Origin of the sequence: Bacillus sp. ILBB4 (assembly GCF_035064545.1) — a bacterium.
In the GTDB taxonomy this organism is placed as follows: domain Bacteria; phylum Bacillota; class Bacilli; order Bacillales; family Bacillaceae_H; genus Priestia.
The window spans coordinates 17788-40574 of record NZ_JAIQVD010000017.1 but is presented as its reverse complement, the minus strand read 5'-3'; the positions used below and the strand labels follow the sequence as shown (position 1 = coordinate 40574).

Sequence of the window (22787 nt, the reverse complement as noted above, 5' to 3'; positions counted from 1 at the left end):
ATTATTTTCCATTTCGGCAGAAATCTTAATAGATTCATTAAATTACTTTTCAATTTTATATCCCACTCCCCAGACCGTTTGAATGATTGTTTCACCCGGTACAGCCGCCTCAAGTTTATCTCGAAGATTACTAATATGAACCATCACGGTCTGATTTGACCCCTCACTAGGTTCATTCCACACCCTTTCAAAAATCTCCTCAGATGCAAACACACGTCCACGGTGCTTAGCAAGTAAATATAAAATCTCAAATTCCCGTGCTGTTAGCTTTATAACGTTATCCTCTGTCATAACTGTATGACTTTGTTTATCAATGATTAGAGAGCCGACATTTACCACATCAACACTCTTTTCACTCTGTATGTAATTAGCCCTGCGAAGTAATGCCTTTACTCTCGCTGTTAACTCTAAAGGATTAAACGGCTTAATCATATAATCGTCGGCGCCTGTGATTAAGCCAATGATTTTGTCCATATCCTCAACCTTTGCACTAACCATTAAGATGGGTACATGATTGTTTTTACGAACTTGTTTACAAAACTCAAGTCCATCCATGTTTGGCATCATAATATCTAGTATAATGAGGTCTGAAGGAGTGTGCTCCATAATTTGAAGAGCCTCCAAACCATCTCCAGCTTTATTGATTATGTATCCTTCATTCTTCAAATATATCTCAATTAACTCAGCAATCTGCTGATCATCATCTACAATTAAGATGCTAGTCATTTTGTTATTTCCCCCTTCATATCGGCTAGAGTTGAAACTGTTTAAGCATGTTTTTTAATGGAGAAATCTTACACACGGTCTTAACAATGAGAAAACCAATAATAGCACCAGCTGTATTTGCCAATAAGTCATTAATATCGGAACTTCTCCCACTTCCTAATGACACTCGAATGAGAAGCTGTAATAACTCAAAGGAGAGACTCAGCATAAAACCGAGTTTTGCTATCCTTTTAATAGAAGTGGTGGTCTGGTTTAGAAACGGGACGTACATTCCAAATGGTATAAGCATGAGTACGTTTAATAAAAACGTCGTTAGATCGATTGTCAAGGTTGGTATAAAGTTAATTGTCATATACCAGGGTGTCTGATTTGCATAGCGTCCTATATTCACATCAATTGGAAAAAACACAAGGTGAATAACGCAAAGTAAGTATATCCCAAAAGAGATCAGAACGGCAAACTGAGCTAGATTGATCTTTCTTTTTTGACGCTTTGCCCAACTAAATAACCAAATCAGTCCTAATATAGATACCGGTACTAACACATACCATGATTGTATAGCAAACATAATTGACATTGATTCTTCCACATAACTTCCTCCTCAAGTAATTTCCTAGTATTACAAAGTATAGATGGAAGTTTTAAAGTTTTTATTAAGAAAGACTAAAGAGTATCTAAAATATTTGAGGTGAACACTTTGGAGTTGCTACTTGAGAAGCAGCGAATAAACTAGGAGCAAATAAGGATTTTAAGTACGGAATGAACGTTTTAATTATTACCCAACGTTTCTTATTGTTTGTGAGCACATTAGGAATGATTATTAAATAAGAGGCGCTAATCGCTATCGGAAAATCTATTCCTTTAGTCATTTTGTTAATAGGCTAGTCGAACACCCATCGTACATAAACAAATTTAGTTCACATAATGTAAATTACTAGTAGTAAATAAAAAAGAGAGCCTTATAATAAAACAAGGCTTTCTTTTTATTTTGTAATCATTTTTTATTCTTCTAAAAAGTAGAATTGCTTGTCTCTTCAACTTGTTTTAGCATTTTTTTCAGCATGGAATCTTTAAGGTGTTCCGGGATATCTCATACCAACCTCAGGAATTTTGTTCTCTAAAGCTTGGACCATGATTACTGTTCTTTTGAAATGTTATTCTTTCTTTTCCTTTTTACCATGAGAACAATAGCAACAACAAAGGCGATTGCACTATATATCCAAGTAAACATAAAGGCAAGACCCAATCCGATATTAGCGTCCACATAGTGGCTGTTCATATGGTCTACGGCTAGATAGAGAAGTGGGGAGCCTCCAACAATAAGCAATGGTATCAAGAAAATGCTTTTTTTAGTCCTTCCGGTTGTTAAGAAGATGATCAGAAAGGATAACAAAAGAAATACTTCCGAAGCTATCGTTAAAATTACCAGCCTGTTCAAAATAAATTCTCTCCTTTATATAATTATTCATAATTTCGGAATTAGTTGTAATGTATTCAACAATATCTGTCCCATGAAAATTTTCATTTCGTGTCTAAATCCCTTCCAACATCTTTATATTAGTTTTCATAAGGTGTCGAACTCTTATTATTTATTTGTTTTTCTCTTTTTTTCGATTGGTTAATATAGCAAACCCAACTTTAGGATGGAAAAGGTGCAAAGGAGGGCGAATTAAATTCATCACTCTAACTAGCTTGGAATAAATCTCCGGATCAGAAGCTGAAAGCTGATAAACCTTCTTACTATACCATTGTTTAATCGGTTGTATGAGGGGTTTCTTTCCATTAATATCAGGGTGTCGAAATGCTTCCGTAATTGCCATATCCCATGGAGTTGCAATAAGAGTAGAAAATCTCTTGTGAAGTATTTTAGTAACCCTGTTCTTAGAATATGCAGAGTTTCGAAAATAGCGTTGCAATTCTAAGGCCTCCATAGCAGCAACAGATATTCCCTGTCCAAATACGGGATCAAAACGACAGTGAGCGTCTCCAACCACTAAGATACCTTCTGGAACATTGGCCAGGTCAAAGCGTCGACGTACTTGATAAGGAATTGTATGTATTTTTATTTCTGAAATTGGTTCTACTTGTTCTAGGAAATGAAGCACATCAGGTACAGGTAACTTTTGTGCATAAGAGAAAAACTCCTCAGTTGTTTTAGGCGCATTTTCGTTAGCGTAACCACTAAAGGTAATAGAAAAACGATCCCCTTCAATCCTTTGAATATATGCACCATAAGGGTTCTCAGGGAAACTAGGAGAGATTAGAAGATTACACCAGTCAGGTCGGTCTTGATTCTTCAGACGAAAGAATCTGGTCGCGTAAAAAAGCTTAATCCAAACCTTCTCTTCCTTAACCTCAATACCATATGATTTTAGCCACTCTACACTCTTTGAAGCAAACCCACTAGCATCAATAACAACATTTGCAAGAATTTCTTCCTCTTTTCCTGTCTTAAGGGAGCGTACTCGCACTCCGGATACTTTATCATGCTGATGATCCAATAATAGTTGCTCGACTTTAGTTTCATACTCGGTTTTAATATTAGAAATTTGATTAATACGGTGCTGTAAATGCCACTCTAACATTGGGCGACTTTGTTGAACCATTTCTAACTCTCCTGAAAATCGTTTTTTCCAGGAACCAAAATGGTGCCACTTTAAATCTCTTGTAAAGTTATTTATAATACTTCCATCTTCGATTAGTTGATTAAAGAAGTGGGGGAACAATTTCTCAATTGCTTCTTCTCCTCCTTTTAATAAAACATGGGGATGATAACTTTGAGGCACCCTCTTTCTAGGAGCTTCTCCTTCCCATTTTTCCCCAGCTTCTAGAATAATTACTTGTCGAAAGGTATGTGCTAGAGCTTTAGCAGCTAGTTTCCCAGCAATGCTTCCTCCAATGACTATTGCTTTCTCCAATATGATTCTCCCCTTAATCTATAATTAGCATGAATTACCATATAGAATTTATTATTATTATACTTTATAAAAATTTCCTTTTAAATAAACTTTAAAATTGAGTGAAGAATTTCTAAAACGTTGAAATTTGCATGGAGTGATATTTACCTATAAAAATTTAACTTCCTTAGAGAACCTTTCTCTGCATATTAGATACATATATAATGTCATTCTTCATAAAAATAGTGAGCTTTTTGAACAAATTATGCTTTTGAGAGGGCTAATTGTTCAAGTTCGTTAGGTGTTTTATTTCATGCATTGACGCACCTTATTAGAATAAAGAAGAGACCTTATAAATTAAGGTCTCTTCAAGTCACCAATTTTTCTATTAGTGATAAGTTTCATAGATTCCGAATGATTATTTAGAAAGAAATATATTTTAATTAAAAACCCTCTAATACAATCTTTCCAATCATTTTTCCTGACTCTACTTTAGCATGAACCTGTCTCAAGTTATTAGCATTAAGAGGAGACACAGTTTCTGTTAAAGTAGAACGAAGAATTCCTTCATCAAAGAGTTTACTTGTTTGATTTAATAATTCATGTTGTTTGATCATATCTTCTGTTTGATACATAGAACGAGTATACATAAACTCCCATACAAAAGTGACACTCTTGCTCTTTAAGAGATTTAAGTCTAGGTTTTCACTGTTTTCAACAATTGAACAGATTTTTCCTTGTGGTAAAATAGCTTCTGCCATGCTGTTCCAATGACCATCTGTATCATTTAAACAGAAAATATAATGGACCCCGTTGAAACCAATTTTCTGTAGTTGAGGCGTAAATTCTTGTCGATGATTAATGACATAGTCAGCTCCTAATTGTTTACACCAATCCTCTGTTTCTTCTCTTGAAGCTGTAGCAATAACCGTTAGACCCAACCATTTAGCTAATTGAATAGCAATAGAACCTACACCACCGGCACCACCGATAATAAGAATCGGTTTTCCCTTATCTTTTTCTTTTGAAATACCTAAACGCTCAAATAATCCTTCCCATGCTGTAATTGTAGTAAGTGGCATAGCTGCAGCCTCTGAAAATGAGAGGGTTGAAGGCTTTTTACCTACAATACGTTCATCTACAAGTTGATATTCACTATAAGAACCAGGCCTTGTAATATCACCTGCATAAAACACTTCATCTCCTGGTTTAAACAGTGTACAACTTTCTCCAACAGCTTCTACTACGCCACTGGCGTCCCACCCTAAAATTTTGGGACGATCCTCTACATGATCTTTGGGTTGACGTACCTTGGTATCTACAGGGTTCACTGAAATAGCTCTTATTTTAACTAATAAATCCCGACCTTTAGGAATCGGTTTTTCAACCGTAAGATCAAGCAGGCTCTCTTCATTTTCGATAGGTAAGTAACGGTATAGTCCTACTGCTTTCATAATAAACATCCTCCCGATAAAATTTAATCATCATTTCACATATATGATATGTAATTCATTATAAAGAGAAAGAGAAAGAGATAACAGTACGCACATTTAAGTGGTATAGTAACATTCTATATACTATGGAGGTTTATTATGAGAAATCGTAAAACAGGATATGGTGATTGCCCAACAGGTTGTCCAGTCGAAACAACATTAGATATTATTGGCGGTAAGTGGAAAGGGGTTATTTTATACCATCTCTTACAGGAAACAAAAAGATTTAATGAATTGCGTCGTTTAATCCCTAGCCTAACCCAAAGAATGCTGACTCTACAGCTCCGTGAACTTGAAAATGATGGTGTCGTTCATCGAGAGGTGTACCCGGTTGTTCCACCAAAAGTAGAATACTCTTTAACCAGGTTTGGTTACACATTGAAACCTATCATTCATCAAATGTATGAATGGGGAAAAGCATACGAATTAAACACAAAAGAGAAAGAAAGTAATTGATGAGTAGTAATCTTATCCAAATAACCGTTCTTATTGATGAAATCAATCTTATGAAAAAAACTACCTTTTTTCTCACTCAAGGGTGGTTTTTTTACTTTTTAGGCTATATAAATCCAATTAACATAATTCCTCTTCAAGGAAGCAGGAAAGCAAAAGAACCCTTACAGGAAAAAGGTTCTCTCGTGGGTGCCTTTAATCAGATATACAGTCTTTTATACATATGTCGATTCCTCTAAAAATAGCCATTGTGGCAAAAATATGCTATTGTCTACTTGCGGTTACATTTTGGTACTTTATAATTAGCGATTCTATAAAAAGCTATCTCGGTATTAGCAGACGAGATAGCTTTTTATATTCTTTATCCTTATGTGAGATTAATTTTAATCCCACCGGAAGAAGCTGATGTCCTTGGCTTTCCATCCCTTTGCTGTTTCGCAGAACTCTTGTATTTCTCCATAAGTTCATGAATACTTGCTACTTGTATAATGCGGATATGGTCGGAAGTAACAGCATAACGAACAGGTGTAATCAAAATGACAGAAGGGAAGATAGGGGACCGTTCTTCTGGTTGCCAGTGCAACGCTTTCCACTCATCTGAAAAGAGAAACTCCTCATAGAGATTGATCTTCGCCTGCATTTTCTGTGCTGAATACTGATTACGTTGTATTTCAATCCAAAACGGAGATCCTTTAAAAATACAAAACAGATCCGGTTCAATGCCTCCTTTTCGTCCAGTGGGCTTATCTTCGACAATGACCTGTTTAGGTGTGCTATACGTACACATTTGTTTATAGACATCCAAGATAGAAAGGAAATGTAATATTTTTTGAGAGTTCTTTTTAATTTTGGCATTTACAGGTAAGTAGACCGTAGGAGAATACTGCTGTGTGCGTTCAATGAGTTCTAATCGATATAAACGTACCATGACGCTATTGCATGCATTTACGGGCGATTTAAGCTGTTTAAAGAAGAGATCAACTAATGAGTCCCGATCCACAGCTCTAAATTGATTAATAAACGCTATGATGTCTTTATCACGTTGAGATAAACGGAAACTCATCGCTGCTCCTCCTTCTCTAATAACCCAAAGATGGACTGTGATACCACTTCTAGTTGTGGTTCAGGATCTTTCACACGTGTTTTATAAGGTGAGAGTATTTCCTTACAAGCTCCTTCATCTAAGAAGTAGGCTTGAAACTCTTTCACTTCATCAATTTTAATTTTCATACGCCCCCTGGCTGCGGCATCGATTTCTTCTGCACCAATTACTCCGGCTACTTTTGCATTTATCGCATCGGCCTGCCTTCCAGAGATCCGAACCCGTAAATTTGCTTTTAGTGCTGAATTTAATAAATCCGCATCTGGGCGCTGCATGGCAATAATCGTATGAACACCTAGTGCACGACCTTGGCTGGCAAACTGTTGAATCATCTCTACAAGATCCGTCTCTCTCTTCACGATGGACATTTCATCAATGACCACAACGATACGAGGCAGCTTAAAAGGTAGCCTCCTGATATGCGTCACACCATGCTCTAACAATAAATCGCCTCTTCGATACATTTCAGCTCGTAATAAAGCAAAAGGTTTTCTCATATCCTTAGCCTCGAAGCAAAGCGCATCCACATGCTCAATCCCATGAAATAACCCTAAATCAGCTCGTTTAAGATCAACTAATACTAACCGCAGATCTTCAGGAGAGGCATATTTTACCCATGTGGTGAGGATCACACGCATGAGGCTGCTTTTTCCGGCTCCAATTTCGCCAGAAATCAGTAACGTTTCTAAATCAACAAAATCCCATGAAACGGGACTTCCATAGATATCTTGACCAATGCATACGGGAAGCTCCATTTTCTTAATATGAGGGTAAATGACTTCATAATTATAATGGAGCATCTTAGGTAGGCTTTTGTGATGAACGGTAATACTAAAGTTCTTTAAGCTGCCGTTTATTTCAATATTGCTGCCTAATACTTGTCGTAATGCCCATCTTTTTTTATTTAAAAGTTCAGGATCAATGCCATTCAATAAGGAAAAAGCATACCGAGTGTAGGTGTGCTGATGATCGATTTGATGAATTTTTGGAAACAGATAAGAAGTACGGTCTCCACGTTTGACCACCCGGTAAATCTCTGCCGTACGAAATGCTTTAATTAATTGGCCACGTAATTTGAGCTTCTCAAACATCAACATTCCTCCTCAAAACATAAAGGTCGCAAAAAAGTAAATCAAGGCGCTATAGAAGGTAATAGGCAAGATAAAACGCATCACTTTTGCAAACTGATCCACAAGATCAATGACACCCCATCGCTCTAATACCCGTTCGATGATAGCAATTCCTAAGACAATGCCTCCTAGGGTCAGAATAGTGGGGTTAAGCATGGCAAGTGGACTAAAAGGAACAAACGAATAAGCGTTATAAGGACGAGGTTTTATTGAAGAGGTTAAAGAAGGTTTATGAAAGAAGTTTCGAAAGTTAAACCATTGTGTTTTTCTCATGTTGGTACCTACTTTCTTCTTTTTATTTTTTCGTCTTTCATGTCTTAGTTATTTCAGCTCAACACATCCGGTCGCCCCCTTCGCCTCTTCGGCTCAGCTCCCTTACAGGTTTCAACAAGGGCGTCACTAGGCGTATACAGCTTGTATTAACGCGGTAACGTTACCGAAATAGCTACTGATTAGGTGATGAGGTTAATATTCTTTAGATACTATGTAGCTACTGCAGGAAGCTTGCCTGTCCAGTCAAAAAATAAAAAAGAACCCTTACTCCAGTAGGGGATCAGTAGATGGTTGTGTAAGAGGTGCTTGGCTTATAGATACTAGGGTTTTACTATGGTTTACTCTTTTTATGAAATAGACGAGGCGCTAGAAGCTGTCCCAAAAGATAAATAGATTGCAAAAAAGATAAATAACCTTATGACATAAAGAGAAAAAACTTATCGAGGAAGAAATTAACAAGATTAACATGTTGTAGTTAGGGGTAAAGTCAACTAACTATTTCGACAGGAGGGAATAACCCATGGGAATTATATGGATGCTAATTGTCGGTGGAATTATTGGATGGCTTGCCGGTTTGCTTACAGGGCGTGACATTCCTGGAGGAATTATCGGTAATATTATTGCTGGTTTTATTGGTTCATGGTTAGGCGGTCTGATTTTAGGAAGTTGGGGACCTGTTATTGGTGGTTTTGCAATCATCCCAGCAATTATTGGATCGATCGTTTTAGTGCTAATTGTAAGTTTCATTTTACGAAAAATGGGTCAAAACAAGAATCATGGTCGTCATGCAAAATAAAGTGAAAAACATAAATTGGAGGGACTAAAGATGAGAGAGGAAAGTAGGTCTATGTTAGATAATTTTGTGGAAGATAATCAATTTGAATTAGATTCTTACCTTACTTATTTATTTGATCAAATTAATCATGAGAGCGAAATTCCGTTAGAAGCTTAATGAGAAGCCAACTATTTTGTTATAAAGAAAAAGACAAAAAAATAATAAATGAGAATATAGTATAAGCGACCTTAGTAACTTTGTTTACAGTGTGTAGGGTCGCTTATTATTATGTACAATGTTTAGAAATAAACTATAAACGCTTATTTTTTAATCCTCTTACCTTTGATAAAAGATTCTATAGATACGGAAATACTTATATACCATACATAATTTATCCTGGACTTGTATTAACTTACAAAGAAGAATGGGTAAGTCATTCTTCTTTTTTCATTTATCTCTATCATAAAAGACGAGTTTACCATACTAAAAGGAAGAAACAAATTACGCTGTAAAAAGTGGAATTACATGTTTCATTTCCTTGTTATAAAATCTATACACTTGCCATGTGTAGGAAAAGGGATGACAGTTATAGCTGTCATCCCTTTTCATGTTTAGAGTTCTATTTTTTTAGCCTTTCGCTAAATCTAATGCTTTATCTGCCTTTTTTAAGTCGTGATTTACTTGTTCTTCAACATCATAGGCATGATACATTTCATTCTCAATCATATATTGAGCAATCTTTTCATGAAGATCAATAGCTTCATCTAATTGCTTCTTCAATACTTTTCGTACTTCTGGTGTTGCTGTTTCTGTAAGCGCTACCGCATATGTTCGTACACCATTTTTCGCTGATAATAATAAGTCTGTAGCAATAGCAAGATCATCTAATGTTTTGTTAAGCGCACTTTTAGTAGCCATTCCTCGATCCCTCCTGTTATTGGGCTTTCTTTAATATTTTTTGTAATTCATCAATTGCTTTAGTAGACGTTTGCACGTCTTCTTCAAGAATTTTTTTTAATTTTTCATCTTTTACTAATTCTAACATTGCTGTGCCTTTCGTTACACACGATGTTTTAAGTGTTAAGATTTCATGAACTTCTAGCGTCTCGTGCATAGCTAATTTTTTTGTCATGTCTCAATTCCTCCGTGTTATTGTATTTTTTAAAAAACCTATGTGTATAAACCACTACCTAGCCAAGCTATTTTGTAGAGGTTTTAATTGTTAGAATTTTTATTGCTAGCTTTTCCACCCTTTTCTCCAATCTCTTGGAAAAACTCCTTATCATGATTTTTAGATGTAGTTTCTCCACCTTTTCGTCCAGCTTCTTCTCTACTCATTTTTTCATTTTCCTTATTCTTTGCCATGTTTGTTTCCTCCTTATGCTTTTTTCGACTTGTGAATTATATTCCCAGCTCATTTCCATTTAAACAATGATTGTCTAATTTTTTGAATGTTTTAGAAAAAGTGACTGGGGTATTACAGATAGCATAAATGAATCCATTTATATAAACTATTTTCTATACTAAGAGGAGGAACTACTCATGACTAAAAATGTAATAGGTACGTACGATAACGAAGAAGCAGTCGTAACAGCTATTCAAAATTTAAAAACCCAAGGATTTCAAGAGAAGGACCTCTCCCTGGTCACTAGCAAAGATATCGATAAAGAGGACTATTTAGAAATTGAAAGCAAAGAAGGAATTGACGTAAAGAAGATTGAAACTACAGAACAAACCCATGAAGATGAATCAATTATGGATAAAATTAAACATATGTTTTCACCAGATCACCATCAAGAGACTCATAAAGATAAAGCACGAGTAGAAAAGCGTTTAATTAACTTAGGTGTCCCTCTTACAGAAGCAGGGTCTTATGCAGATGATTTACAAAAAGGAAAAGTATTATTGTTAGTAAGAGCGAATAGAGGAACAAAAACACATCCGTTTTTAGGAAATAGAGAGGATTCTGCTTTTGCGAAAGGTGACTCTGTTTATGATCAATCATTATATGGAGAACATCGTGAGCATGAAAAGAATGTTCCTAACGATGCAGAAGAACATATTGAGCTAAAAGAAGAACAATTACATGTAGATAAAGAACGCGTCCAAACAGGAGAAATTCAAGTCGATAAGGACGTTCTTCAAAAAGAAGAAACCGTTAATATCCCTGTCGAGCATGATGAAGTATATGTAGAACGCCGTCCTGTATTTGATAAAAGAACCAATACGCAGATTAGAGAAGACGAAGAGACGGTTCGTATCCCTCTCGAAGAAGAAAAAGTGACCGTATCAAAGGAACCAGTCGTAACAGAAGAAGTAGTTGTAGGTAAACGACGAAAAGAGAAAAATGAAAAAGTATCGGAGACTTTAAAGAAAGAAGAAGTAAATATTAAAAATCAAGAGAGTCCTCTGACATCACATCATAACGAAAAGTTCAATAGATAGGATAATAAGAATAAAACTCAAGTTTTTGAGCATACTAAGATAATAGGAACCCCAATTCCTTATATTCCCTAAGTTTGTATTTTTAGAAAAGCTACTCATTTGAGTAGCTCTTTTTTTTACAAAACAAAAATGAAGATTAAGTAGCTTACTTAAACCCATTTTATTGTTTAACTCAAATGCTTCACCATACATTAAAGAGAACATCAGTGTGTTGACTAGTAGTTAGGTTTTTTATGTTCGTTAAAAGGGAAAGTTAAAGTTATCTATCATTAAAGGGGAACACACTATGGATAAAATGACTCAAGAATTACATGATTTTTTATTACAACATGTGAATGAAATGGCTCAAGAGTGGCTAGATTCTCGAGAGATAGAAGAGAATTCTGTTTACACAGCTGATGCTTCTTCAGAGGTAACTGAATACCTTCGAGAACAAAATCACTATTTTACTCGTACGATAGTTCATGTCCTAAAGGATGGATCATTTAAAAAGCTTAGTGGTTGGACTCAAGAAATTGCGACCAAACGGGCTCACTTAGGGAATCCTCTGTATCAGAGTATCCGCCATTTTAAAACGTTTCGTTTTATTTTTCTTAAAAGGGTTGAAGCATTTATAGATCTCCATCAGTCTACTATTAAACAAAGAGATATTCTTTTATGGACCAAAACTTTAAACGAAGCGTTTGATAAGATGATTGAACTCTTTACCATGTATTATGGGCAAGTGGCGGAGGCGCAAGTATATGCTCAAAAAATGATAATTTCAGAACTTAGTACCCCAGTTATCAGTATTTCAGATACAGTTGGCGTCCTTCCTCTAATTGGTCAGATTGATGATTATAAGAGCAATGACTTTGTAGAGAGAATTATGGTGCAGGCAAAAGACCTCGAACTGTCTTGCCTAGTCATTGATTTATCAGGCGTACCTTCCATTGATACAATGATGACCAATGAATTGTTTGAAGTGGTAAACATGTTAGACTTGCTAGGAATCGATACAACAATTACAGGTATCCGCCCAGAGATCGCTTTAACAGCCGTTCAATTGGGTATAGATTTCACTAAAATAAAAACATATGGAAAACTAAAAGACGCAGTAAGTGACCTTTTGTATGAAAGGTAAAAGAATGATAAATGCAGGAAGACTACCAATGGAAGGTAGTCTTCTTGTCGTAGGTAAGCTTGCGATTGAATGCAATGGAAAACAGTATCATTCCTTAAAAACAAAAAAAGCAACTAATTGAAAGAAAAGTGTTTTTTTGAGGAGAAAATAATACCAATTAATACGAATCAGTGGCAGCAGCATTGTAAATCTTACACCTTAAGTTCTAAAAAGAGTTAGAAAAACATTAAATAAAAAAAGAGAAGGTGAGAATATGTGTGGAAGATTTTCTTTAGCAACAGATATATATATGCTTCAAGAACAATTTAACTTTGAATGTAACGATGAAATGGGGACTAGTACCTTCTTGGTTTAAGGATAGTAAAGTTGGATATAAAATGATAAATGCACGCGCTGAAGGTATTGATCAAAAGCCAAGTTTTAAGACACCTTTTAAACGCAAGAGATGTTTAATTGTATGCGATGGATTTTATGAATGGAAAAAAGAAAGAACAAACAAGCAGCCTTTTCGATTTGTTATGGAAGATGGTCGGCCATTCGCATTCGCTGGACTCTGGGATGAATGGGATAAAAATGGTGAGCCTCTTTATTCGTGTACAATTATAACCACAACCCCAAATCAAATTACAAAAGAAATTCATAATAGAATGCCTGTAATTCTTGAAGAAGACGTATATGATTTATGGATGGACTCTAAAATGAATGATACAGAGTATCTTAAATCACTGCTCATTCCTTTTCCATCGAAAAAGATGAAATCATATCCTGTATCTACAATTGTTAATTCACCGAAAAATGATGTTGCGGATTGTCTATCTCCGGTTAACAGTCTATAAAGTAACATATTCCAATTCTCAATGTTAGTAATGTATAATTTCTGTACTTCTAAGGGTTGAATTATTATATAAAGCTATACGAATCATTGAGTATAATTGTATACCTTAAGTTTTAAGAATACACCTTTGCAATAAATATAATCTCTCAGCCTCTGCTAGTTGCAAACCTGGTGCTAATTCATTTATAGATTCACTAACATAAAACATGAATCTTTAAGGAGAGAGAAAATGGAAATATTATTTAATCAAACAACCCGAAAAGATTATTTTGATAATGATGCTGTTAAATTTCTTGATACAGTAAAAACTCTTGCAAGAGATCATGGCCTTACAGTTGAGGAGACCTGTCGTATTTTAGAACTATCTATGAAAATTGATGATTATGATCGCAAAGATGAACAATTAGCAGGATTGGGACGATTAATAAAGGATCTAATTAATGAAATTTCTATGTTAAGAGAAAAGTTATAACATGATAAAATAGAAAAAACACCTAGAAAATAAGGTGTTTTTTCTAATTAAGATGGTTAAAACACAGTTAAACTAAAAAAGATAAGGTTTTGATTTAAAGACCTTCTCTTCTATATAGTAAGAAAGCAGTCCTTGAATAGTTAAAGGACTGCTTTTTTACTTTATTCTATAACGAAGCTAACTTTTTCTTCTTCGTTCTCATACGAAAAATAATTTCAAATCTGTATAGCAGAAAGGAATTCATAGAAAAGTTGTTAGGATTTATTTCCTTTAAATATGATTTTTCTTTTCTCCTGTTTAATCCGTTTTAACCGTAGTTCTATCTTTTTATCTAACGCTCTATACAGTATTTCGCTAGTTGCGCATATTAAAAATAAGATTAGAGTAATAATTGCAGCCTGTGGTACATGAAAATAGAAACAAAGTACGACTACAAGTAGGGACATAGCGTAAATGGAGTTAGTTACCCATCTTCTACTTCTATGAGTTTCTAGGTTTCTCTCAAGTAATTCTTTTTGCCCTTCTTCTTTTTTTGTATCTTTTAAATGACGGTATGTAGAATTCATCGCTTTTTCTCCCCTGTGAAAGCTAATTGTAAATTATCTCTTTATTAAATATCCTATATGTTTCAATTAAGGAAAAATATGCGGTTTTTCCTCCCTCATATTATATAAGAACAAATGTTCTTTTTCAATAAAAATTCTAAAGTTTTCCCGATTATGGCCATTGCCTCTACTTCACCTTTCTACACTTTATGGTTTCATTTACATAGTCACACGTACCACGTTTCAAATAGAAAACTACTGGGTACATATTATACATAACAAAGGTGGAATTAAATGTAAAAACTAGTATAAGTTTAATTAAAATTTAAGGAGATGGAAGAATGGGAACACAAAAACGAGTTGCGGGAACTTTTCATTCGGAGCAAGAAGCGATACATGCAATTAAGGGGTTAAAACGTCAGGGGTATCGTGAAACAGATATATTGGTAGTAGCAAAGGATAGAAGTAACACACTACAGTTAGGAGCCGAAACAAATGTAATGATAGAAGCTGGAACGCCAGCTGTAAGTTCATTGGCAGGCGTGATGATGGATAGCTTTCTTACCATGATGACAGGTGGAATGGCTACTACTACACAAGCTGATGGTCTAACTTCAAAACTTGTTAGAATGGGTATTCAAAGTTTTACTGCAAAACAGTGTGAAATGGATGTAAAGGAAGGGAAAATCCTTGTCCTAATTGATGTGGATGAAACTCAAACAATTCCTTCATATACTACGGTTAGGGAGTCGCCATACGAGACAGAGGGGCATAAGTCAGTGCAACTTCGTGAAGAGCAACTCGATGTAAGGAAAGAACGTGTTCAAACTGGGGAAGTACAACTTCGTAAGGAAATTGTAGAAGAACTACGAACTATCCAGGTTCCGGTTACGCGTGAGGAAGTCTACGTAGAACGTCGCCCGATCACAGACGGTCAGTATGATGGTAGCCCATTCACAGAGAACGAGATCATTCGTATTCCTATTATGGAGGAGCGAATTGAAGTAACCAAGAGACCTGTGGTTGTGGAAGAAGTGATCATTGGTAAGCGTAAAATTCAAGAGATTAAAGAGATGAAGGATACTGTCCGAAAGGAAGAAGCTCAAATTGAGCAGTCAGAGCTTCCTGTGGTTCCTGAACTTGCTGACTCTGAAATCTATCAGAACATGGATAATCACGTAGATCAAAGTTATCAAGAAGTTGCTGCTGCAATTGCTTCTGATGCTCCAAAAGAGGAAAAAGTGAAACTTTCAACCAACAAGAAACAAGAAGCTCAACTTAAAGTGACAACTTCTCCTGTTATTAAAGAGATTGAAGAGGTTACAGCCTCAGTAAACAATCAGAAACCAGAAAGTCAAATTAAAGACACGGATATTACGACTTCTGAAAAAGAAAAAAACAATGAGAAATCAACAAACAAGCAAAAGAAATAAGTATATCTCCTCTATAGTTTATAGTAGAGGGAATAATTGAGAAGATTTAAGGAAAGCTGCCTAGCTTTATTGGCAGCTTTTTTTATTTCTCTTTAAATTAATATAAGTAATGTTTCTAAAATCAAAAAAGAATTAAAATAACTCATTAAAATGAGCATAAACAGGCAATGAAATAAAAGAAATGACTTTCATTACTGGGGGGCATTTCTCTTATTCCTAAAAATCCTAGAGATTATATCAAATTCCAACAGGCATTCTCACTAAATTCTAGAAATATTACTTATCAAAATGACGTATAAATATTTCCAATTATGATAAAAGCAGGTGATTAAATGGAACGAAAGAAGTTTATTGAATACATTGATAAGTTAATAGAACAATCTAATGCGTGGAGAAAGGACGCGGAGAAAAGAGAAGACTGGAACAGTGCATGTTTTTACCAAGGCGAGGTTAAAGCTTATGAGAGAGTAAAGAGATTGGTTAATCAGCAGTTACATGCATAAATAAAAATTACAACCCTAACTCAGAAATGATTAGGGTTGTAACTTTTATTTTTCTAGTTTCCATAAGTTTGATTTCAGGAACCAATTAAAATCTTTCCCATAAAAATAAATGTACTTATTCTAAGATTAATCCTCTCTAAAAAATTAGGACCTTTAAGGCGTAGCCATCATTCCTTATTTTTCATAACAATCATTTTATTAGAAGAATATTGAGGGTGAATGAATCTTTCTATAACCCTTATTCCAAATTACTTGATTAGAAAGTGAACTTATAGTGCGGTCATTTTTGGGGGAATTTAGAAACTACAAATAACTGTATACTTACATAATTGGATAAAATCACAAAATTAAAAACATATTTACAATAATGATGCTAGTGACTGTAGTGTCATCATTATTATGGTTTTAGCAACTGGACCTTACAAAAATCTTAAATCTCCGTAGTTTTTAATCCTGTGGAATCTTTCTCATCCTCTATCAGAGTTTTATCTACATTTCAAGATCATTTTCTACTGTAATCTCATTTATTAAGAGCTATGGGAACAAGGATATTACATAATTTTATTCATAGCTTCTTATTTGTAATCATATTTGAAAATAGTTTTGTAAAAGTTTCAAATGAGTATAAGGGTGAACTTTATCAAAATAAAGTTTTAATTTAATTAGACAGTATTTTTTAAAGTGATAGTCAATTAGGAAAGCTATTAGATCATTCTGGAGTACCTAAATATTAAATATAAAAAATATGTCAGATTATCTAACCATATATTTGCATAACACCTTAAAAGTAATATAATCATCTTATCGTATGAACAAAAGTGTTCAAAAATAAAAAAATGAACACTTTCGTAAAAAAATATGTACAAAACCCATCAAAGGTGTTTATAATACAGTCTTATAAAGAGTAAATGTTCTAAAAATTATAAATTTATTTTTTATTTTAAACTTTTAGAACTGATTATTTAACAAGTATTGATAATTTGAAGATAGTATTGGCCAGTACTACGAAACACATCGATTTTAAAATCAAAAATCTATTAAAACTTTTAAGGGAGAGAATAGTACAATGACAACAACTCTTACAGAAATCAAAGCATATAAACACGAGCCCTTTACAGACTTCACGCTTGAAGAAAATAAAAAAGAATTCAAAAAAGCTTTAGAAACTGTACAATCCCAACTAGGAAAAGATTATCCCCTAGTTATTGGTGACGAGTTAGTTACAACGGATGAAAAAATTGTATCGATTAACCCATCAAATAAAGTAGAAATTATTGGACGAGTGTCTAAAACGAATCAAGAATTAGCTGAAAAAGCTATGCAAACAGCTCTTTCTACATTCAATACATGGAAAAAAGAAAATCCAGAAGTACGCGCAAACATTTTATTCCGTGCAGCTGACATTATCCGTCGTCGTAAGCATGAATTCTCAAGCTATTTAGTTAAGGAAGCTGGTAAGCCTTGGAATGAGGCCGATGCAGATACAGCAGAAGCTATTGATTTTCTAGAATTTTATGCACGCCAAATGTTGAAATTAAAAGACGGAGTACCTGTACAAAGTCGTGAAGGAGAAGAAAATAAATTTAATTATATCCCACTTGGTGTAGGAATCATTATTTCTCCATTTAATTTTCCGTTAGCTATTATGGCAGGAACTGCAGCAGCAGCAATCGTTACAGGAAACACAATCTTATTAAAACCTGCTGATGCAACTCCTGTCGTAGCAGCGAAATTTGTAGAAGTAATGGAGGAAGCAGGGCTTCCAAAAGGAGTACTCAACTTTATTCCGGGAGTTACACCTGAGATTGGTGACTACTTAGTTCAACATCCTAAAACACGTTTCGTTTCATTCACAGGTTCTCGTGAAGTTGGTTGTCGTATTTATGAAAAAGCTTCAAAAGTACAACCAGGGCAAAAGTGGTTAAAACGTGTTATTGCTGAAATGGGTGGAAAAGATACAGTGGTTGTTGATAAAGATGCAGATTTAGATTTAGCAGCATCTTCTATCGTGTACTCTGCATTCGGCTTCTCAGGACAAAAATGTTCAGCTGGCTCTCGTGCGGTGGTTCATCAAGATGTGTATGACATTGTACTTGAAAAAGCAGTTGCGTTAACAAAAACATTAAAAGTAGGAAATCCAGAAGATGTATCTACTTATATGGGACCTGTTAGTCACGAGGCTTCTTACAACAAAGTATTATCTTATATTGCAATCGGTAAAGAAGAGGGGCGCTTGATGACAGGTGGAGAAGCAGATGACTCTAAGGGTTACTTCATCCAGCCAACAATCTTTGCAGATGTCGATGAAAAAGCACGCCTAATGCAGGAAGAGATTTTTGGTCCAGTAGTGGCTTTCTGTAAAGCACGCGATTTCGATCATATGATGGAGATTGCAAATAACACTGACTATGCTTTGACAGGTGCGTTACTTTCTAATACACCTAATCATATTGAAAGAGCAAAAGAAGAATTTCATGTAGGTAACCTTTATTTCAATCGTGGCTGTACAGGTGCAATTGTAGGGTATCATCCGTTTGGTGGATTTAACATGTCTGGAACTGATTCAAAAGCAGGAGGACCGGATTATTTAATCCTGCACATGCAAGCGAAAACAACAAGTACAGCACTTTAAAACAATGGGACAGCTTTTCGAGGCTGTCCCGGTTTTTAAAAAAGGTATACATATATTTAGGGGGGATTTTCATGTTAGCAGAGGTTTCAAAAAATGTTTTTCTTCATGCTTCTCAAAATAGAGTACTAAATAAGGCTGCAAAAAAATGGGGTCTCAAATTTGGAGCTTCTCAAGTTGTGGCTGGGGACACAATTGAAAGCGCTATTGTAAAAGTAAATCAATTAAATCAAAAGGGGTTAGTTTGCACGCTTGATCATTTGGGGGAATTTGTATCCAGCAGAGAAGAAGCTATAGAAGCAACACAATATAACGTACGTACATTAGAAGCTATGGGGCAATCAGGAGTAAATTGTAATCTATCCGTTAAAATGACTCAGCTTGGTTTGGATATAGATCCAAATTTCTGTATGGAGAATATGCGTAGAATTCTTGAAACAGCAAAAAAGCACAATAATTTTGTGCGAATTGATATGGAAGATTATGCACATTGTCAGATTACCTTGGACATTTTAAAAGAGTTACGTCAAAGGTATGGTTACGATAACGTAGGTACAGTTATTCAAGCATATTTGTTTCGAGCTGAGCAAGATGTAAAAGACTTAAAAGGCTTTTCTCTTAGGTTAGTTAAAGGGGCTTATCAAGAATCTCCTACAGTAGCTTATCAAGAAAAAAAGGAGATAGATAATAATTACATGAGAATTATTGAAGAACATTTATTAAGTGGAAGCTATACAGCTATTGCCTCTCATGATCATAATATTATCGAAAAAGTAAAAGAATTTGCTAAAAAACACAGCATTAATCGTAATCAATTCGAGTTTCAAATGCTATACGGATTTAGAACCGATATGCAGTTGAGTCTAGCTAAAGAAGGCTATAAAATGCGTGTGTATGTCCCTTTTGGAAATGACTGGTTTGGATATTTTATGCGTCGTATGGCAGAAAGACCACAAAATGTTGCATTTGCACTAAAAGGCTTTTTTTCTAAATAAATATCTAAAATTTCGTAATATTTAGATATTTATTTAGGTTCTGTCAAAAAAATTAAATAGCCTTTGTTATGTGAGCAAAGGCTTTTTCTGACGACTTTCTTCTCTACTCAACTATTAAATTTCCTTACTTTTTGGATAGGAATATTAATTTTTACAAAGGAGGTTATAAGATATGCATGATCAACAGCCTGAGCTCAAAAAAGAACTAAAAACGCGGCATATCACCATGATTTCTCTTGGTGGTGTCATTGGTGCTGGACTATTTATTGGAAGTGGAACATTAATTAATACTGCAGGACCTGGTTCGATTATCTCGTACGCATTTGCTGGTTTATTAGTTATTTTAGTAATGCGGATGCTAGGTGAAATGTCAACAGCCAATCCATCCAGTGGGTCGTTTGCTACTTACGCCAGAGAGGCACTTGGACCATGGGCTGGATATACTATTGGTTGGTTGTACTGGTTCTTTTGGGTTATTGTTATTGCAGTAGAAGCAATAGCTGGTGCAACAATTATTCAATATTGGTTTCCTTCTTTGCCATCCTGGTCCGTGAGCCTAATTCTTACCTTTCTGTTAACCTTAACTAACATATTTTCTGTTAAATCTTTTGGTGAATTTGAATATTGGTTTTCTTTAATTAAAGTGGTAAGTTTGGGTCTGTTTTTAATCCTTGGAGGAGCTATTATATGTGGTTTTATACCAGGAGTAGAATCACCAGGTACATCAAACCTTCTCGACAGAGGTGGATTCCTTCCCAATGGAATAAATTCGATCTTCTTAGGAGTAACTGTTGTAATGTTCTCATTTATGGGAACAGAGATTGTAGCCACAGCCGCAGGTGAATCACCTCATCCAGAAAAAGCAATTATATCCGCAACAAATACCGTCATCTATAGAATTTTACTTTTCTATCTTGGCTCTATCCTGATTCTTGTAACAGTTCTTCCTTGGGATTCTTCAAGTTTGATGAAAAGCCCTTTTGTATCGCTCTTAGAAATTGTCAATATTCCAGCAGCAGCTCAAGTAATGAATTTTATCTTGTTAACAGCTGTACTTTCTTGCTTAAATTCAGGTCTTTATACAAGTTCTCGTATGTTATTTTCTATGGCTCAGAAAGGAGATGCTCCTAAACTGTTTTTAAAGGTAAATAGAAAAGGAATTCCTTTTAATGCAATTATAGGCTGTACAATTATTTCTTATATCAGCGTAGGTTTTAATTATCTTTCTCCTGATAAGATTTTTTTGTTTTTAGTCAATGCTTCTGGGGGAGTCGCTCTTCTTGTATATTTGGTAATCGCTTTCTCTCAATTACGTATGCGTAAAAATTATGAAAAGGAGCAGCCTGAGAAACTCAAAATAAGAATGTGGCTGTTTCCTTACTTAACATACGGCACGATTGCTGGCATTACTAGTATTTTTATCGCAATGCCTTTTATTGATTCTTTACGTACACAGTTCTTTTTAACTTTACTAATAGCTTTATTCATTATAGGATCTTTCTTTCTTACAAAAAACAGAAGGAATATAACAAAAGTAGAAATAGAGAAAAATATTTCTTGAATTTAAAGTTAATATAAATAAAGGAGCTATTGTTATGTGGATAATCACTACTTATTCAAATCTAAACAATACTACAATGTTTGAATATGAAAACGAAATAGAAGCAAGAAAAGCATTTAAAGAAATCCAAGGCTGTAAAATCCTTTCAGAGGTTATTTATTTTAGTGATTCTAAATTAGCTTTGGATGTATACTAATCTCTTTTATTGCATAATTCATTATTAACATTTATAAGTTTTAAAAGTTAACATTTATTTCATAATTATTATAAAAAGCTCGTATAAAATAAGCTTATCCTAAGAATTAAGCAATTTTTAGACGAGTTTCTTCTTATTCTATGGTAGTTACATCAAGCGTATTTTCATGTTGCTTTACTAACTTATAAAACGTTGTCTTTTTTACATTTGCTCCCTTCATTGCTTGTACGGCTGTAATTTCTTTTTGCTTCCATCGATTATAAACTTCAATAAACTCCTTACTGACTTGAGCTTTAGGTCGCCCAAAAGATACTCCCTTATTCAGCGCAGCATCAATACCCTCACGTTGTCGCTTAAGAATTCGGTCCCGTTCTTCTTGAGCCATCCAAGACAAAATTTGAAGAACTAAATCGGCAATGAATGTTCCTAAACTGTCCTTATACTGAGTTGTATCAAGCAAAGGCATATCCAAGACGACAATGTCAGCTTCAATCTCTTTTATAATTGCATTCCACTCTTGTAAAATTTCTTCTTTATTACGACCGAAACGATTTAACGAATGAATATAAAGGATATCCCCTTTACGAATCATTGGTTTCAATAATTGATATTGTTCTCGATTGAAGTTTTTTCCACTTTGTTTATCAATGAAAATATCGCGAGGAGAAATACCCACTTCTTGCATGGATTGAAGTTGACGACCTTCATTTTGATTATTGTAGTGATTGTTTATCTAATAACTGCAAAACAGCTTTATAAAGTACAAATAAGACAACGGAATAACCCGTTGCCTTTGAAATAACAGATGATCTTAGGATTAGTCTAGGACCCGTACACGTACTGCTTCTAGCCCATTTTGACCTGTTTCTACGTCAAAAGAAACCTTTTGGCCTTCTCTCAGAACTGCATAACCATTTCCTTCAATAGAGCGATAAGAAACAAAAAGCTCAGTTTCATCCTCTGCTGTAATAAAACCATACCCTTTATTAAAATTGTACGACTTGATTGTTCCATTTTTTCTTCCCATATAATCTTCCCCCCTAAATTATTAGTCTTTTTATATTGTATAATATTTGTAATGCATCGAGGTAATTAATGGAAAAATAGACTTATGTCTTTGTTATTACGTATGATTTTCTAATCTATAAAATTAACATTAATTCACTCTTCTTAAATCATCATCCGTAAAAGCATACTTTTT

25 protein-coding genes and 2 pseudogenes are annotated in these 22787 nt (G+C 34.7%); 13 read left to right on the top strand and 14 right to left on the bottom strand.

The window, feature by feature from the left end:
- Positions 1-42: 42 nt before the first annotated feature.
- The 5 genes from LAV82_RS29590 to LAV82_RS29570 all read right to left on the bottom strand — a co-directional run bounded on the left by LAV82_RS29590 (position 43) and on the right by LAV82_RS29570 (position 5077).
- Positions 43-726 carry a response regulator transcription factor gene (locus LAV82_RS29590; protein WP_211080140.1) on the bottom strand — a complete coding sequence of 228 codons (684 nt, stop codon included), beginning with the start codon at positions 724-726 and terminating at the stop codon, positions 43-45.
- Between the two features lie 25 nt (positions 727-751).
- Entirely contained in the window at positions 752-1315 is a 564-nt protein-coding gene (locus LAV82_RS29585) for a VanZ family protein (RefSeq protein WP_499717503.1), read from the bottom strand.
- Between the two features lie 546 nt (positions 1316-1861).
- Positions 1862-2164: a hypothetical protein gene (locus LAV82_RS29580; protein ID WP_499717502.1), complete on the bottom strand. Its 303-nt coding sequence runs from the start codon at positions 2162-2164 to the stop codon at positions 1862-1864.
- A 151-nt stretch (positions 2165-2315) separates the two neighbouring features.
- Positions 2316-3647 (bottom strand): NAD(P)/FAD-dependent oxidoreductase, encoded by a 1332-nt coding sequence (locus tag LAV82_RS29575; protein WP_499717510.1) that lies wholly within the window; start codon positions 3645-3647, stop codon positions 2316-2318.
- Positions 3648-4066: 419 nt separating this feature from the next.
- Positions 4067-5077 carry a zinc-binding alcohol dehydrogenase family protein gene (locus LAV82_RS29570; protein WP_499717501.1) on the bottom strand — a complete coding sequence of 337 codons (1011 nt, stop codon included), beginning with the start codon at positions 5075-5077 and terminating at the stop codon, positions 4067-4069.
- A 138-nt stretch (positions 5078-5215) separates the two neighbouring features.
- Here LAV82_RS29570 and LAV82_RS29565 point away from each other — a divergent pair, with 138 nt between their 5' ends.
- Positions 5216-5572, top strand: a complete 357-nt coding sequence (locus LAV82_RS29565) for a winged helix-turn-helix transcriptional regulator (protein WP_211080144.1) — start codon at positions 5216-5218, stop codon at positions 5570-5572.
- Between the two features lie 364 nt (positions 5573-5936).
- Here LAV82_RS29565 and LAV82_RS29560 read toward each other — a convergent pair whose 3' ends face one another.
- Genes LAV82_RS29560 through LAV82_RS29550 form a run of 3 tightly spaced genes read right to left on the bottom strand, consistent with a single transcriptional unit; the run spans position 5937 to position 8074 of the window.
- Positions 5937-6632, bottom strand: a complete 696-nt coding sequence (locus tag LAV82_RS29560; protein WP_499717500.1) for a hypothetical protein — start codon at positions 6630-6632, stop codon at positions 5937-5939.
- The gene (locus tag LAV82_RS29555) at positions 6629-7762 is read right to left on the bottom strand and encodes an FtsK/SpoIIIE domain-containing protein (protein ID WP_499717499.1); all 1134 of its coding nucleotides are present in this window, start codon (positions 7760-7762) and stop codon (positions 6629-6631) included. Before LAV82_RS29555 ends, LAV82_RS29560 begins: the two co-directional genes overlap by 4 nt.
- A gap of 12 nt (positions 7763-7774) precedes the next feature.
- Positions 7775-8074: a hypothetical protein gene (locus tag LAV82_RS29550; RefSeq protein ID WP_499717498.1), complete on the bottom strand. Its 300-nt coding sequence runs from the start codon at positions 8072-8074 to the stop codon at positions 7775-7777.
- Between the two features lie 520 nt (positions 8075-8594).
- On the opposite strand from LAV82_RS29550, the gene LAV82_RS29545 reads away from it, so the two are divergent.
- Positions 8595-8870 (top strand): GlsB/YeaQ/YmgE family stress response membrane protein, encoded by a 276-nt coding sequence (locus LAV82_RS29545; protein WP_211080186.1) that lies wholly within the window; start codon positions 8595-8597, stop codon positions 8868-8870.
- A gap of 30 nt (positions 8871-8900) precedes the next feature.
- Positions 8901-9026 (top strand): hypothetical protein, encoded by a 126-nt coding sequence (locus LAV82_RS29540; protein WP_274609635.1) that lies wholly within the window; start codon positions 8901-8903, stop codon positions 9024-9026.
- Between the two features lie 450 nt (positions 9027-9476).
- Here LAV82_RS29540 and LAV82_RS29535 read toward each other — a convergent pair whose 3' ends face one another.
- The 3 genes and pseudogenes from LAV82_RS29535 to LAV82_RS29525 all read right to left on the bottom strand — a co-directional run.
- The gene (locus LAV82_RS29535) at positions 9477-9767 is read right to left on the bottom strand and encodes a spore coat protein (protein ID WP_211080185.1); all 291 of its coding nucleotides are present in this window, start codon (positions 9765-9767) and stop codon (positions 9477-9479) included.
- 16 nt (positions 9768-9783) lie between these two features.
- Complete coding sequence (locus LAV82_RS29530) at positions 9784-9981, bottom strand: spore coat protein (protein WP_128820833.1); 198 nt, start codon at positions 9979-9981, stop codon at positions 9784-9786.
- A 95-nt stretch (positions 9982-10076) separates the two neighbouring features.
- A pseudogene (locus LAV82_RS29525) lies at positions 10077-10214 on the bottom strand (KGG domain-containing protein); the annotation flags it as partial.
- Positions 10215-10391: 177 nt separating this feature from the next.
- On the opposite strand from LAV82_RS29525, the gene LAV82_RS29520 reads away from it, so the two are divergent.
- The 4 genes and pseudogenes from LAV82_RS29520 to LAV82_RS29505 all read left to right on the top strand — a co-directional run bounded on the left by LAV82_RS29520 (position 10392) and on the right by LAV82_RS29505 (position 13724).
- Entirely contained in the window at positions 10392-11294 is a 903-nt protein-coding gene (locus LAV82_RS29520; protein ID WP_499717497.1) for a YsnF/AvaK domain-containing protein, read from the top strand.
- A gap of 286 nt (positions 11295-11580) precedes the next feature.
- On the top strand, positions 11581-12417 hold the full coding sequence (locus LAV82_RS29515) for an STAS domain-containing protein (RefSeq protein WP_211080182.1): 837 nt from the start codon (positions 11581-11583) through the stop codon (positions 12415-12417).
- A gap of 253 nt (positions 12418-12670) precedes the next feature.
- Positions 12671-13253: pseudogene (locus LAV82_RS29510) on the top strand (SOS response-associated peptidase).
- A gap of 228 nt (positions 13254-13481) precedes the next feature.
- Entirely contained in the window at positions 13482-13724 is a 243-nt protein-coding gene (locus LAV82_RS29505) for a hypothetical protein (RefSeq protein WP_211080178.1), read from the top strand.
- A 254-nt stretch (positions 13725-13978) separates the two neighbouring features.
- Here the strand turns inward: LAV82_RS29505 and LAV82_RS29500 are convergent, their stop codons facing one another.
- On the bottom strand, positions 13979-14290 hold the full coding sequence (locus LAV82_RS29500) for a hypothetical protein (RefSeq protein ID WP_211080177.1): 312 nt from the start codon (positions 14288-14290) through the stop codon (positions 13979-13981).
- Positions 14291-14610: 320 nt separating this feature from the next.
- Here LAV82_RS29500 and LAV82_RS29495 point away from each other — a divergent pair, with 320 nt between their 5' ends.
- The 6 genes from LAV82_RS29495 to LAV82_RS29470 all read left to right on the top strand — a co-directional run bounded on the left by LAV82_RS29495 (position 14611) and on the right by LAV82_RS29470 (position 21586).
- Entirely contained in the window at positions 14611-15702 is a 1092-nt protein-coding gene (locus LAV82_RS29495) for a YsnF/AvaK domain-containing protein (RefSeq protein WP_499717496.1), read from the top strand.
- Between the two features lie 332 nt (positions 15703-16034).
- Positions 16035-16205, top strand: a complete 171-nt coding sequence (locus LAV82_RS29490) for a hypothetical protein (RefSeq protein WP_211080175.1) — start codon at positions 16035-16037, stop codon at positions 16203-16205.
- Positions 16206-17271: 1066 nt separating this feature from the next.
- Positions 17272-18837 (top strand): L-glutamate gamma-semialdehyde dehydrogenase, encoded by a 1566-nt coding sequence (gene pruA, locus LAV82_RS29485; RefSeq protein ID WP_499717495.1) that lies wholly within the window; start codon positions 17272-17274, stop codon positions 18835-18837.
- 71 nt (positions 18838-18908) lie between these two features.
- Positions 18909-19829, top strand: a complete 921-nt coding sequence (locus LAV82_RS29480) for a proline dehydrogenase family protein (protein WP_499717494.1) — start codon at positions 18909-18911, stop codon at positions 19827-19829.
- A gap of 172 nt (positions 19830-20001) precedes the next feature.
- Positions 20002-21390 carry an amino acid permease gene (locus LAV82_RS29475; protein ID WP_499717493.1) on the top strand — a complete coding sequence of 463 codons (1389 nt, stop codon included), beginning with the start codon at positions 20002-20004 and terminating at the stop codon, positions 21388-21390.
- A 34-nt stretch (positions 21391-21424) separates the two neighbouring features.
- On the top strand, positions 21425-21586 hold the full coding sequence (locus LAV82_RS29470; RefSeq protein ID WP_179865152.1) for a DNA/RNA non-specific endonuclease: 162 nt from the start codon (positions 21425-21427) through the stop codon (positions 21584-21586).
- 133 nt (positions 21587-21719) lie between these two features.
- Here the strand turns inward: LAV82_RS29470 and LAV82_RS29465 are convergent, their stop codons facing one another.
- Positions 21720-22319, bottom strand: coding sequence for a recombinase family protein (locus LAV82_RS29465; protein ID WP_499717509.1), 600 nt, complete (start codon positions 22317-22319; stop codon positions 21720-21722).
- An 84-nt stretch (positions 22320-22403) separates the two neighbouring features.
- Positions 22404-22613: a cold-shock protein gene (locus LAV82_RS29460; protein ID WP_098239835.1), complete on the bottom strand. Its 210-nt coding sequence runs from the start codon at positions 22611-22613 to the stop codon at positions 22404-22406.
- Positions 22614-22787: the final 174 nt, after the last annotated feature.